Raw genomic sequence first — 13420 nt, 5'->3', positions numbered from 1 at the left:
GCCGCAGTTCCAAGTGCTTTGTTGCCGGTCAGGCGATGGCAGCGTCCACCAGCACCTGCGCTTCCTGCACCAGGCGCTGCAGGTGGGCTTCGTCGATGAAGCTTTCGGCGTAGATCTTGTAGATGTCTTCGGTGCCTGACGGGCGTGCGGCGAACCAACCGTTGGCAGTCATCACCTTCAGCCCGCCAATCGCCTGGCCATTACCCGGGGCGTGGCTGAGGATCTGCACGATCGGCTCACCGGCCAGCTCGGTGGATTTCACCTGCTCCGGTGCCAGCTTGCTCAGCAGCGCCTTCTGCCGCGCATCGGCCTTGGCCTCGACGCGGGTGGCATAGGGTTTGCCCAGTGCCTCGGTCAGGTCGGCATAGGCCTGGCTAGGGTTGCGCCCGGTGCGGGCGGTCATCTCGGCAGCCAGCAGCGCGGGGATCAGGCCGTCCTTGTCGGTGGCCCACACCGAGCCATCGCGGCGCAGGAACGATGCCCCTGCACTTTCTTCGCCACCAAAACCGAGTGTGCCGTCGAACAGGCCTTGGGCAAAGAACTTGAAGCCCACCGGCACTTCATACAGCTCGCGGCCCAGGCGCTGGGTAACCCGATCGATCAGGCCGCTGGACACCACGGTCTTGCCAACCGCGGCATCGCTGCGCCATTGCGGGCGATGGCGGTACAGGTAATCGATGGCCACGGCCAGGTAGTTGTTCGGCTGCAGCAGGCCATCGGCCGTGACGATGCCATGGCGATCGTGGTCCGGGTCGCAGGCGAACGCCACGTCGAAGCGGTCGCGCAGGCCGATCAGGCCCTGCATCGCATACGGCGAGGATGGGTCCATGCGGATCTGGCCATCCCAGTCGACGGTCATGAAGCGGAAGGTCGGGTCGACCTCGGTATTCACCACTTCCAGGTCGAGTTGGTAATGCTTGGCGATCGCCGACCAGTAACGCACCCCTGCCCCACCCAGGGGGTCTACGCCCAGGCGCAGCTTGGCAGCACGGATGACGTCGAAGTCGATGACGTTTTCCAGGTCGGCCACATAGTGGCTGACGTAGTCATGGCGCTGGGTGGTGGCCGCCTGCAGGGCCTGGGCATGGTCCATGCGCTTGACGCCGGCCAGGTTGGCCGCCAGTAGGTCGTTGGCCTTGGCTTCGATCCACTTGGTCACGTCGCTGTCGGCCGGGCCGCCATTGGGCGGGTTGTACTTGAAGCCACCGCTTTGCGGCGGGTTGTGCGACGGGGTGATGACGATGCCGTCGGCCAGGCCCTGGGTACGGCCACGGTTATGGCAGAGGATGGCGTGCGATACGGCCGGGGTTGGCGTGTATTCGTCATCCTTGGACAGCATGACCTGCACGCCGTTGGCGGCCAGCACTTCCAGGGCGCTGGCGGCGGCAGGGGCCGACAGGGCGTGAGTGTCGGCGCCGATGAACAGCGGGCCATCGATGCCCTTTTCCTTGCGGTACAGGCAGATCGCCTGGGTGATGGCCAGGACGTGGTACTCGTTGAAACTCAATTCAAGCGAAGTGCCGCGGTGCCCCGAGGTGCCGAAGGCCACCCGCTGGGCCGCCACGGCGGCGTCTGGGCGGCCGGTGTAGTAGGCGGTGAGCAGCCGGGGAATATCGACCAGCACGCTGGCTGGTGCCGGCTTGCCTGCCAAAGGACTGAGCTTCATGCAAAAACCTCGAGTTCAACAGATGTTGGTGTTGGAACGTGCAGTGTACTGAGAGTTGCAAGGGTGTGCGATGGGCGCCAGCAAACAACACCGGCGTTGCCGCCGGCCACCCTGCCGCTGCCGGCCTGAAGCGCCAGGTGACCTGCCACCGGGTTGGCCACGACAGGCTAGAGTGATAGCCATATCGACCGAGAAATTGGCCCCATGGCTTTCCACCGCCTGACCCGTACACATCCCCGCCTGAGCATCGCCGCCGTGGTCGGCCTGCTCGGCGGCTGGCTGATACCCGCTGGCGACAGCGTGCAGCATATCCTCGCTGGCTGGAACCTGGGGGTCTGGCTGTATCTGCTGCTCGTGCTGTACCTGAGCTGCAGCGCCAACCCGGAGAAAGTCCGCCAGGTGGCCCGCATCGAAGATGAAAATGCCGGCCTGGTGCTGCTGACGGTGTGCATTGCCGCCATCGCCAGCCTGGCCGCAGTGACGCTGCAACTGGTGTCCAGCCGCGGCCTGCAGGGCAGCGCCCAGGCCCTGCACTACCTGTACACCGGCCTGACGGTGGCGGGGTCCTGGTTGATGATCGGTTGCATCTTCAGCCTGCACTATGCGCGGTTGTTCTACACCGGGCGGCAGCATGACCCCCCCCTGCGATTTGCCGATGGTGAACGCAACCCCGACTACTGGGACTTCCACTACTTCTCGTTCACCATCAGCGTGGCCGTGCAGACCTCCGACGTGGGGGTGGCCGGGCGTGGCTTGCGCCGGGTAGTGCTGGCGCATTCCCTGGTGGGGTTCGTGTTCAACACGGCAATCCTGGGGTTCACCATCAACATCGCGGCCGGTTTGCTGGGTTGAGCACGCCGTTCGTCTGAAAGCGAGGGGCCAGGGCCGACAGTGCAACCCGCAGAAAACCTGCGCCGGGGCGCACATCCAACAGGCGAAAACGTTTGCCCCGAGGGCTTTGGCACTGCGCCGGCGGGGCCGCAGATGTGACCGTTGTCATGCATCAATACATTTGTCATGTTCGCCGCTGAGAATCGCGCATTGCAGGTGCTATGTTTACTTACCCGGCGGCCGCATCGATGTGGCCACCCGCCCACTACGTCCAGGCACGGACCAGGAGGCTGGCATGAACAAGATGACGTTCCCCAACGCCTGCCAGGTGATGCGCTGGCATTTCCACCCGCTGGGCTTCGAGGCCAGCATGGATGCGCCACGCAGCATGGTCGCGCGGTTGTTCGACCGGGCCACCGGAGAAACCGTGCTGGCGATTGCCGGCATCCCGTGTGCGGCAATCATGGCCGCTGCCGATGTCGAACGCATCATCGAGGCCGTCGAGGCCGAGATGGATGCCTTCGCCCCCGCCTTTACCTTGCGCGACGCCGGTTAACCGGCAGACTTGGCCCCCGGGCCCATCGCTTGCAGCTTGCTCAGAAATTGCTCGGCCGGTACGGGTTGCCCCAACAGGTAGCCCTGCAGCGAGTCACAGCCCAGGCGGGTCAGAAACGCCTGCTGCCGGTCAGTTTCTACCCCTTCGGCGACGATTCGCAGCCCCAGTGCCTGGCCTAGCGCGACAATCGCCGACACGATCGCGGCGTCATCGCTGTCCTGTTCCAGTTCGCGCACGAAGCCGCGGTCGATCTTCAGTTCGTTGGCGGGCAGGCGCTTGAGGTACATCAGGCTGGAATAACCGGTACCGAAATCATCAATGGACAGGTCCACGCCCATATCGGACAAGCGCTGCAGCACTGTGAGGCTGGCATCGGCGTCATGCATGGCGGTGGTTTCGGTAATTTCCAGGGTCAGGCAGTTGGCTGGCAGGCCATTGTGCTGCAAGGCCTGGGCCACGCTGTCGACCAGCCCGCAATGGCTGAACTGGATAGCCGACAGGTTGACCGCCATGCGCCACTGATGATGGCCTTGGTCCAGCCAGAGACGCATCTGCCGGCAGGCTTCGTTGAGCACCCATTCGCCAATCGGGATGATCAGGCCGGTTTTTTCTGCCAGCGCGATGAAGCGGTCAGGCATCAGCAACCCCTGCTGCGGGTGCTCCCAGCGCAACAAGGCTTCGGCACCGATGGGCTGGCAAGCCTGGGCGTCGAACTTGGGCTGGTAGTGCAAGCGGAACTGGCGCTGCGCCACGGCCTGGCGCAAGTCCTGCAGCAGCTGCAACTGCTGGCGGGCGTTGCTGTTCATCGACACGTCGAAGAACCTGTAGCCATTCTTGCCGGCGCTCTTGGCGTGGTACATGGCCGCGTCGGCATTGCGCAGCAGCTCGTGCTGGTCCTGGCCATTGCCCGGGTAAAGGACGATACCCAGGCTGGCCGACAACTGCAGGTCGTGCTCGGCCACCCGGAATGGCCGTGACACCAGGTTGACCTGCTTGACCGCCACGTCCATGGCATCGTCGGGTTCCTGCAACTGCACCAGGAGCACGAACTCATCGCCACCGATCCGTGCCAGGGTGTCCTGGCTGTGCAGGTGGCCGCGCAGGCGGGCGGCCACGGCCTTGAGCAGCAGGTCGCCAATGTGGTGGCCAAACGCATCGTTGACCGGTTTGAAACCGTCCAGGTCGATGAACATCAGGGCAAAACAGCCGCCCTGCTCCGCCACCCTGGCAATCGCCTGCTCGATGCGGTCAGCCAGCAAGGTGCGGTTGGGCAGGCCTGTCAGGGTGTCGTGCAGGGCCAGCTGGGTCAGTTCCTGGTTGGCCAAGGTCAGCGAACGGGCCAGCTCTGCGGTGCGCACCTCCAGGCGCGCGTCCAGCACCGAGGTCAACAAGGCTACCGCCAACACTGACAAGGTGGTGATGAGCACCAGGTAGACCAGGCCATCGCCTTGCAGGCCACCGCCCGCCAGCGCCCCGCAGAAGCTGCCATCCGGGAAGTTCGCCGCTGCCATGCCGGTGTAGTGCATGCCCACGATGGCCAAGCCCATTACCACTGCTGCCAGGCCGCGAATCTGCCGCACATAGGGTGTGTGCGCACGCAGGCGGAAGGCGATCCACAATGCCGCCGCCGAGGCACCGACAGCGATCAGCAGCGAGGCGCCGAACAGTGTCGGGTCATAATCGATGCCTGGCAGCATGCGCATCGCCGCCATGCCGGTGTAGTGCATGCAGGCAATGCCTGCACCCATGATCAGCGCGCCAAACGCCAATTGCAGACTTGGCAGGCTTGGCTGGCTGACCAGCCACAAGGCAAAGCCCGATGAAAGCACGGCGATCAACAGCGAGAACGCGGTCAGGCCCAGGTCATACCCCAGGTCGATGGGCAGGCTGAAGGCGAGCATGCCCACGAAGTGCATGGACCAGACGCCCATCCCCATGGCCAGTGCGCCACCGAACATCCACAAGTGGGCAGCCCGGCCCTTGGCCGTGGCGATGCGGCCGGCCAGGTCAAGGGCGGTATAGGACGCCAGGATCGCCACGCACAGCGAAATCAACACCAGCGAAGAGGAGTAGCTACCGGTCAGCATGGGGGTTTCCAGCACTGGGACGGGAGTCCCGGAAAAAGCTGACGATTGTACTCAAGCTTAGGCGAAACGCACGGGGTTTTTGCGAATGGGAATGGATCCAAAAAAGCCTGTGGCGGGTTTGCCAACGGAGCCGGTGCCGCGGCGGATCGCACCGGCTTTGCGGGTGTGTGCGGCTAACCTTGCAAGGCCCGCGGGCGGCGGCTGCGTTCCTCGGCTTGCGGCGCCGTGGCCGCCTGCAGATGGAAGTCGAAGGCCAGCTCGGCAAAGCGCCCACCCTGCACGCCACGGTCATGCGCTGCCGCGGCATCCTCGACAAAGCGCAGCTCGCCGATCAACCCGTCGCGGGTGGCATAGGCGAAGTCATCCCACAGGTACCGGTCGCCGGCAAAATTGATCTGGGTGGTCAGGTGCCGGTGCCCAGGTGCCGAAATGAAGAAGTGCACGTGCGCCGGGCGCTGGCCGTGACGACCGAGCTGGTCCAGGCACTCCTGGGTAGGCCCCTGTGGGTCGCAGCCGTAGCCCGACGGCACGATCGAGCGCGCCCGGTAGCGGCCCTCGGCATCGGTGACGATGCGGCGGCGCAGGTTGTACGCGGACTGGCTCGAATCGAAGTACGAGTACGTGCCTTGGGTGTTGGCGTGCCACAGGTCGACGGTCGCGCCCGCCAACGGCCGGCCGTCGGCAGCAAAGACCTGGCCGTACAGGAACATCACCACCCCGGGGTCGGTGCCGTCATCCATGCGCGCCTCCCCTTCTGCCAGCGGGGCACCGGCAACGTACAGCGGCCCTTCGATGGTGCGCGGGGTGCCCCCGCCCAGGCCGGCCTCGGCATCCTTGGCATCCTGCAGCAAGTCGAGGAAGTGCTCGATGCCCAGGCCGGCGGCCAACAGCCCTGCCTCGTTACGGCCGCCCAGGCGGTTGAGGTAGTCGATGGCGTGCCAGAACTCATCCTCGCTGACCTCCAGGTCTTCGATCAGGCGTGCAGTGTCCTGCAGCACGCGGCGGATGATCTTCTTGAAACGCGGGTTGCCTTCGGCATGGTCCAGCCCGGCGACCTTGTCGAAGAACGCCTGGATGTCAGCAGTGTGGGAAATGTTCACGGTCATCGTACTCACCTCGTATTGTTCTTGTTCAGCAGCAATCAGCGGTCGTCGCTGTGGACCGACGAGGGGTGCCGGCACAAGCCGTCAATCTCGATGTCCATGTACGGGAACAGCGGCAACTGCATCAGGGTGTCGTGCAGGGCCTCGACGCTAGGCACATCGAACACGCTGTAGTTGGCGTAGTGCCCGGCAATGCGCCACAAGTGGCGCCAGGTGCCTTCGCGCTGCAGCCGCTGGGCCAACGCCTTTTCATCGGCCTTGAGCTGGGCAGCGGTGGCCGGGTTCATGTCGACCGGCAGTTTCACCGTCATCTTCACGTGGAACAGCATGCAGGTTTCTCCTTTCTTGCGTCAGCTTCAAAAGCTGGCAGGGCTTTGCCCAAGTGGGCTCCCCGCCGTGGTGTGCGCGTGCGCCTGCAGCCTGCAGTTCAGCGCCTGGCGAAGCGCGCCAGGCGCGTTTCGTCCAGGGTCAGCCCCAGCCCGGGGGTGCGCGCAATGTGCAAGTGGAAATCGCGATACTGCGGCGGCTCGTTGACGATTTCCTCGGTCAGCAGCAATGGCCCGAACAATTCCGTACCCCAGGTCAGCTGGCGCAGGGTGAGGAAGGCATGGGCCGAGGCCAGCGTGCCTATCGAGCCTTCCAGCATGGTGCCGCCGTACAGGGCGATACCGGCAGCCTCGGCGATCTGCGCGGTGCGCAGCACAGCGCGGGGGCCACCGTTCTTGGCGATTTTCAAGGCGAAGATGCTGGCGGCGCCGTCGGCAGCCAGGCTGAAGGCGTCTTCGACGCTTTCGATCGACTCATCGGCCATGATCGGGGCCGGGCTGCGCTGGTTCAGGCGCACCTGGCCAGCGCGGTTGATGCGCGAAATCGGCTGCTCGATCAGGTCGATGCCGTTGTCGCCCAGCACCTGGCATGCCCGCAGCGCCTGGGACTCGTCCCAGTACTGGTTGACGTCGACCCGCACGCTGGCGCTGTCGCCCAGTTCGCGCTTGATCGCCACCACATGCCTGAGGTCCTGGTCCACCGGGTTGGCACCGATCTTCAGCTTGAACACCCGGTGGCGGCGTATTTCCAGCATGTGCTGGGCTTCGGCGATATCACGCGCGGTGTCGCCGCTGGCCAGGGTCCAGGCCACCTCCAGGCTGTCGCGTACACGGCCACCCAGCAGTTCGCTGACCGGCAGGCCCAGGCGCTTGCCCTGGGCGTCGAGCAACGCGCTTTCGAGCCCGGACTTGGCAAAGGTGTTGCCTTTGGCCAATTTGTCCAGCTTGAGCATGGCCGCGTTGATGTTGTCTGCCGGCAGGCCGAGCAGCGCCGGGGCCAGGTACGCGTCGATGTTGGCCTTGATACCCTCGGGGCTTTCGTAGCCATAGGCCAGGCCGCCAATGGTGGTGGCCTCGCCCAGGCCTTCCACGCCATCGCTGCAGCGCACGCGCAATACCACCAGGGTCTGCTGCTGCAGGGTGTGCATTGCCAGCTTGTGCGGGCGAATGGTGGGCAGGTCGACGATGACTGCCTCGATACGTTCAATCAGCGCGCTTGTCATTGTTGCCAGGTCTCGTCAGGTCGGGCGGGCGAAGGCCAGCCCGAATGGTGCATGTGCTTGCTTGTGCGAAGATTGCGCGAGACCCTGCGCAGCGTCCAATATCATATGAATCTCTCACCATACCCTGGAGGTCTGATGGAGCTACGCCACCTGCGCTACTTCAAGGTCCTGGCAGAAACCTTGAACTTCACCCGCGCCGCTGAGCTGCTGCACATTGCCCAGCCACCGCTGAGCCGGCAGATCAGCCAGCTCGAAGACGAGCTCGGCACCCTGTTGGTCGCGCGCGAACGCCCGCTGCGGCTGACCGATGCAGGCCGTTATTTCTATGAGCAAACCTGCACCGTGCTGCAGCAGTTGCAGAGCATCAACGACAACACCCGGCGTATCGGCCAGGGCCAGCGCCAGTGGCTGGGCATCGGTTTTGCCCCCTCCACCCTGTACACCGTGCTGCCCGACTTGATCCGCGAGCTGCGCCAGGACAGCGACCTGGAGCTGGGCCTGAGCGAAATGACCACGCTGCAGCAGGTGCAAGCCCTGAAAAGCGGGCGTATCGACATTGCCTTTGGCCGCATCCGCATCGACGACCCGGCCATTGAGCAGCAGGTACTGTGCGAGGACCCGCTGGTAGCGGTGCTACCCAAGGGCCACCCGCTGTCTGCCAGCCCATTGAGCCTGGCGCAACTGGCGGCGGAGGCGTTCATCCTTTACCCGGCCAACCCCCGGCCCAGTTATGCCGACCATGTGCTGGCGCTGTTTGCCCAGCACGGTATGAGCATCCGGGTCAGCCAGTGGGCCAATGAGTTGCAGACAGCGATCGGCCTGGTGGCAGTAGGTGTCGGTATCACCCTGGTGCCGGCATCGGTGCAGCAGCAGCACCGCACCGACATTGAATACGTGGGCCTGCTGGACAGCAGCGCGGTCAGCCCGATCATTCTGAGCCACCGCCAGGGGGATATCAGCCCGATGGTGCAGCGTTGCCTGGCCTTGCTGGCACGGCAGGCTGGCTGAGCCCACTGCGTGCAGCCCGCCCCCGTATACCCATCGGTATATGGATGTTCCCGTTGATCTGTTTCATGCTCGGCCACGCGAATCGCGAAACGCCCGGGCAACAAACACTTCAACAAAGATCTTCGGGAGTCGAACATGGCGGGACGTCTAAACGGCAAGGTAGCGCTGATCACGGGTGGCGCGGGTGGCTGCGGGCTGGCCGCCTCGCAACTGTTCGCGGCAGAGGGGGCGCAGGTCGGCATTGTCGACCTGCCCGGCAGCGACGGCGCAGCGGTTGCGCGACAACTGCGCGAAGCCGGCCACCAAGCGGTTTTCGCCGCAGCCGATGTGTCGGACGCACAGCAGGTCAAGGCCGCTGTCGCCACCGTGGAGGCAGCCTTCGGCCACATCACCGTATTGATGAACCACGCCGGCATCCTTTCGGCTGTCCCCTTCCTCGACACCAGCGAAGAAGAATGGGACCGGATCATGGCCGTGAACGTGAAAAGCATGTTCCTGATCACCCGTGCGGTGCTGCCGGGCATGCTCGCAGCCGGCGGCGGCAGCATCGTGTGTACCTCCTCCATATCGGCCGTGGTGGGCACGCCAATGGAAGTCCTGTATTGCACCAGCAAGGGCGCCACCCATATGTTCGCCCGGGCCATTGCCGTGGAGTTCCGTGACCGCGGTATCCGCGCCAATGCCATTTGCCCGGGTTTCATTGCCACAGCCCACGGCCTGCGGGAAATCGACATGCTGCGCAAGCACGGTGTGGACGTCAGCGAACAGGCCATCGCGACCGCCCAGGGGCGCCTGTGCCAACCCGCCGAGGTAGCCAGCGCCGCCTTGTTCCTGGCCAGTGACGACGCCAGTTTCGTCAACGGCGCGCACCTGTTCGCGGATAACGGCTACACCGCGGTCTGACCTCAAGCACGCCAAGCAGGAGAATGACGTGAGCACTTCCTCCAACAACATGCACATCAACGAATTCGGCCTGGACCACGCGCACTGGCGCAACTGGGCCGGTAACCAGTCCTGCATTCGCGCGGCACGCGGGGCGCCGGCCAGCGAAGACGAACTGTGCACGCTGGTCAACCAGGCCAGCCGCAACGGCATGAACGTTCGGGTGGCCGGGTCCGGGCATTCGTTCACCCCGGTAGCGCTGACCAATGGCCTGCACCTGACGCTGGCCAACATGAGCGGCATACGCCATGTCGACCACGCCAGAAAGCGCGTCACCGCCGCAGCCGGCACCACCATCAATGCCTTCGGCAAGGCCCTGCGGGCGGCTGGCCTGTCGATGGTCAACCAGGGCGACATCGACAGCCAGTCGATTGCCGGGGCACTCACCACCGGTACTCACGGCACAGGCCTTACCCTGGGCAACCTGGCCTCGTCGATAGTGGGCATGAAGCTGGTGCAACCCAACGGCGACATTCTCGTCGTCGATGAAAGCACCCCTGACCTGCTGCAGGCGGGCCGCGTTTCCCTGGGTGTGCTGGGCATCGTCAGCGAACTGACCTTGCAGGTGACCGACAGCTTCAACCTGCACGAGCGCATTTGGCGCGAAGACTTCGAGAGCGTGATGGACAGACACGACGAACTGGCGCGCAAGCATCGCCATTTCAGTTTCTTCTGGTGCCCCACCGAGCAGAGCCGGCACTGCTATTGCCTGCCCGACACCGCGGCCACCAGTAGCAGCGGGCGCACCACCGACGTGTGCGAAGTCAAGGTCATGGACATTACGGATCGCCCCGCCTGGGAAAGCGCATTCGAGAAGGTCGCGTACAGCTCGGATGTGTACCCGATCGAGTACCTGCCCAATTTCCATGAACTGGAGTACGCCGTGCCGCTGCGCCACAGCAAGGAAGCCCTGCGGGCAGTGCGCAAGCTGATGCTGGAAGACTTCCCGCAAGCCATCTACCCCATCGAGTACCGGTTCACGGCAGGTGACGGCGCCTGGATGAGCCCGTTCTTCGAACAGGACAGCGTGACCATTTCGGTATCCGGCGAGCCGGGCACCGATTACTGGGACTACTTGCGCGCGGTGGACCAGATCCTGCGGTCGTATGGCGCCCGGCCGCATTGGGGCAAGTTGCACTTCCTGAAGGGCGAGGATGTAAGCGCCATCTACCCGCGTGCCGAGGACTTCCGCAAGCTGCGCCGGCAGCTGGACCCGCAGGGCACCTACCTGAGCGAACATCTCAGCCCGCTGTTCAAATAAGCACCCCGCTCCTGGCGCACCTGGCAACGTGCCGGGGCGGGCTTGCAACGCGTACGGGCCGCGCAGCGGCCCACTGCCGGCAACGCGCGGTGCTATGCCTTGGCCAGATAATCGATGAACAGGCGAAACAGTTCGGCGTTGGTGGAAATGTCCAGCCGCTGGTAGATGTTGTGCTTGTGCACCTTCACCGTCCCCTCCGAGATATTCAACTGCCGGGCAATCGAGGCGTTGCTGTGCCCTTGCAGCAACAGCTTGGCGATCAAACGCTGGGTCTCGGTCAACTGCCCCTGCAGGATTTCCACGAAGGCATCCTCCAGCACGGCGCCTTCCGGCGAAGCCCGCAGGCACTCGGCAAAACGCAGCCGACAGTGCTGGCCGAACAGCGCGGCCAGCAATGGCGCCAGGTCCGCCAGCAGCGCCATTTCCGCCGCGCTGAAGTCCCCACTGCGCTGATGGCGCATCAGCGAATAGACCATGGCCACCTGGGGCTGCAGCGGCATGATGAACCCCACCTCTTCCACTGCCGTGCCGTAGCCGGAGGCCACGCAAGGGTGGATATCACGGGAGATGGCGAAACCTGAAGAGAAGAAGCAGTCGGGCGCCAGTTCACTCATGCGCCACAGCCCGGCTGGGTGCTCGTTGACGCAGGCCACATAAAACGGGTCCAGCAAGTAACCGCCGCGCACATAGGCGTTCAGGGTGCGCTCGCTGACGCTGTGGTTGTAGCCGTTATGCACCAGCACGGCCGGCTGGTTGAACTGGAACAGGTACGCGCAGCTCATGTCGAACGCCAGCTTGTCGCCTATCACCTTGTCCAGCGCCGGCCCGAAGTGTTCGCTGCCGATCGCTTCGATCAGCGCCGCCAGCCCGTTCGCTTCGTCTTTTGTCATTGTTCACCACGCTCTCATGCACCAAAGCCTCATGACCTTACCGCCTTGGCCAGCCAAAAGCACAAAATCCGGGGCGCCCTGGGCGCTCCGGATCAAATGCACGACGCTTTGCGCTCAGGACGGCTCGGGCGCCACCGCGAAGGCGCCTGCGGCGTCGTCCTGGCGCCCCATTTCCTGCGCCTTGGGCACGGCCAGCCAACTGGCCAGCAGCATGGCAATCAGGCCGCCACTGAGCTTGCCAATCATCAGCGGCAGGATCAGCGAGGGCTGGAAGTTTGCCGAGAAGGCCATGTGGTCGCCGAAGGTGAAGGCCGCGCACACCGAAAAGGCTATCACCAACACCTTGTCCTTGGGCGGCATCTCGCTGACCAGGCGGAACATGGCGAGGATATTGGCCGAAGCCGCCAGCACACCCGCAGCCCCGACCCCAGACATGCCGAAGCGCGATGCCACGCGCTCGATCGGCCGCGCCAGAAAGCGCTTGAGCAAATGCACCATGGGGAATGCCCCGCACAGCATCAGGCCGACGTAGCCGGCAATCTCCAGGGCGCGGAACTGGTCATCGGCATCGGCGATGATCGGCGCGAAGCCCCAACTGCCGAATACATGGCTGAACAGCCCGGTGAAGTACTGCACGATCGACGCCACCAGTACCAGCACCACGGCGATGTACATGAACTGCCCGAGCTTGAGGAACAGGTACACCATCAGTGCCGGGCAGTAACGCAGCGCCGCCGCCAGGGCAATGCAGAACAGGATCAAGGGCATCAGGTTGCGCAGCAGCATCGCCCAGGAAAAATGCAAGGCCTGGGTGGCGGCACCGGTGGTTGCGATATCCGGGCGCACCCCCAGGTCCAGTCCCTGCATGGCCATGGCGATGATCATGATGCTCAAGGGAATGGCCAGCAGCCCAGCCATGATGCCCAGTGCCATGTACTTGTGATCGACCTTGCGCAGCATGGCCAACCCGACCGGGATGACGAAAATGATCGTCGAACCACTCTGGAACCCGGTGATCAGGCCGAGGATCCAGCCTTCCGGGCTTTGCGCCAAAGCCTTGGCCAACTGGTAGCCGCCCATGTCCGAGGCGATGAAGATAGGCCCCGCGGTGCCAGGGTCGGCGCCCATCAACTGGAACAGCGGCGCGATCACCTGGCTGATGCCGGCTGAAATGTACGGGATCGCGGCCATGATGCCAGCGACCGGGATGAAGATCGGGCCGATGCTGTGCAGCCCGGCGATGAACTCCTGGCCCAGCTCGCCTTCGGGGTTATAGATGGATGCCAATGCACCCAGTACCGCACACACCATGATCACGTAGATGACATAGGTACCGATGCTTTCCATTTGCCGCCTCATTTTTAGAGTTGTGGGGTTGGCAGGTCTGAAAGGTCACAGGGGCATCGTTGTTTTTATGCTGAGCAAGGCGTGCCCCGTTGAGCATTCAAGCTAAGCGGCGGGGGGTGGGCTGTCCATATACCGGGAGGTATATGCCCCTGCAAAAGAGAGTGCCGTGCCCGGTTCGAA

The 13420-nt window shown here is 64.1% G+C and carries 12 protein-coding genes; 5 read left to right on the top strand and 7 right to left on the bottom strand.

Features of this window, described 5'->3' with window-relative positions; all coding sequences use genetic code 11:
- Window positions 1-28: 28 nt before the first annotated feature.
- The gene (gene pgm, locus FPB55_RS10090) at window positions 29-1666 is read right to left on the bottom strand and encodes a phosphoglucomutase (alpha-D-glucose-1,6-bisphosphate-dependent) (RefSeq protein WP_009686522.1); all 1638 of its coding nucleotides are present in this window, start codon (window positions 1664-1666) and stop codon (window positions 29-31) included.
- Window positions 1667-1870: 204 nt separating this feature from the next.
- Between pgm and FPB55_RS10085 the strand changes: the two genes are divergently transcribed.
- Window positions 1871-2518, top strand: coding sequence for a DUF1345 domain-containing protein (locus FPB55_RS10085; protein ID WP_144188089.1), 648 nt, complete (start codon window positions 1871-1873; stop codon window positions 2516-2518).
- A gap of 274 nt (window positions 2519-2792) precedes the next feature.
- Window positions 2793-3053, top strand: coding sequence for a DUF1652 domain-containing protein (locus FPB55_RS10080; RefSeq protein WP_009686520.1), 261 nt, complete (start codon window positions 2793-2795; stop codon window positions 3051-3053).
- On the opposite strand, the gene FPB55_RS10075 is transcribed toward FPB55_RS10080, so the two are convergent.
- The 4 genes from FPB55_RS10075 to FPB55_RS10060 form a co-directional block, all read right to left on the bottom strand.
- Window positions 3050-5140 (bottom strand): EAL domain-containing protein, encoded by a 2091-nt coding sequence (locus FPB55_RS10075; RefSeq protein ID WP_047149652.1) that lies wholly within the window; start codon window positions 5138-5140, stop codon window positions 3050-3052. The two genes, FPB55_RS10080 and FPB55_RS10075, sit on opposite strands and share 4 nt — an antisense overlap.
- A 173-nt stretch (window positions 5141-5313) precedes the next feature.
- Complete coding sequence (gene catA, locus FPB55_RS10070; protein ID WP_144188087.1) at window positions 5314-6246, bottom strand: catechol 1,2-dioxygenase; 933 nt, start codon at window positions 6244-6246, stop codon at window positions 5314-5316.
- Window positions 6247-6281: 35 nt separating this feature from the next.
- Entirely contained in the window at window positions 6282-6572 is a 291-nt protein-coding gene (gene catC, locus FPB55_RS10065; protein WP_115293915.1) for a muconolactone Delta-isomerase, read from the bottom strand.
- Window positions 6573-6670: 98 nt separating this feature from the next.
- Window positions 6671-7792 carry a muconate cycloisomerase family protein gene (locus tag FPB55_RS10060; protein WP_009686515.1) on the bottom strand — a complete coding sequence of 374 codons (1122 nt, stop codon included), beginning with the start codon at window positions 7790-7792 and terminating at the stop codon, window positions 6671-6673.
- A 135-nt stretch (window positions 7793-7927) separates the two neighbouring features.
- On the opposite strand from FPB55_RS10060, the gene FPB55_RS10055 reads away from it, so the two are divergent.
- From FPB55_RS10055 to FPB55_RS10045, 3 genes are all read left to right on the top strand, one after another.
- Window positions 7928-8800, top strand: coding sequence for a LysR family transcriptional regulator (locus FPB55_RS10055; protein ID WP_144188085.1), 873 nt, complete (start codon window positions 7928-7930; stop codon window positions 8798-8800).
- A 135-nt stretch (window positions 8801-8935) separates the two neighbouring features.
- Window positions 8936-9703, top strand: a complete 768-nt coding sequence (locus FPB55_RS10050) for an SDR family NAD(P)-dependent oxidoreductase (protein ID WP_144188083.1) — start codon at window positions 8936-8938, stop codon at window positions 9701-9703.
- Between the two features lie 28 nt (window positions 9704-9731).
- A complete protein-coding gene (locus tag FPB55_RS10045; protein ID WP_144188081.1) occupies window positions 9732-11003 on the top strand; it encodes a D-arabinono-1,4-lactone oxidase in 1272 nt (423 codons plus the stop codon).
- 92 nt (window positions 11004-11095) lie between these two features.
- Here FPB55_RS10045 and FPB55_RS10040 read toward each other — a convergent pair whose 3' ends face one another.
- Window positions 11096-11893, bottom strand: coding sequence for a helix-turn-helix transcriptional regulator (locus FPB55_RS10040; protein WP_009686510.1), 798 nt, complete (start codon window positions 11891-11893; stop codon window positions 11096-11098).
- Window positions 11894-12007: 114 nt separating this feature from the next.
- On the bottom strand, window positions 12008-13240 hold the full coding sequence (gene eutH / locus FPB55_RS10035) for an ethanolamine utilization protein EutH (RefSeq protein WP_029887056.1): 1233 nt from the start codon (window positions 13238-13240) through the stop codon (window positions 12008-12010).
- Window positions 13241-13420: the final 180 nt, after the last annotated feature.

The organism is Pseudomonas sp. BJP69, assembly GCF_007633355.1.
Classification (GTDB): domain Bacteria; phylum Pseudomonadota; class Gammaproteobacteria; order Pseudomonadales; family Pseudomonadaceae; genus Aquipseudomonas; species Aquipseudomonas juntendi.
Note: the sequence above shows the minus strand (reverse complement) of the source record. Positions and strands in the feature narration are given on the sequence as shown.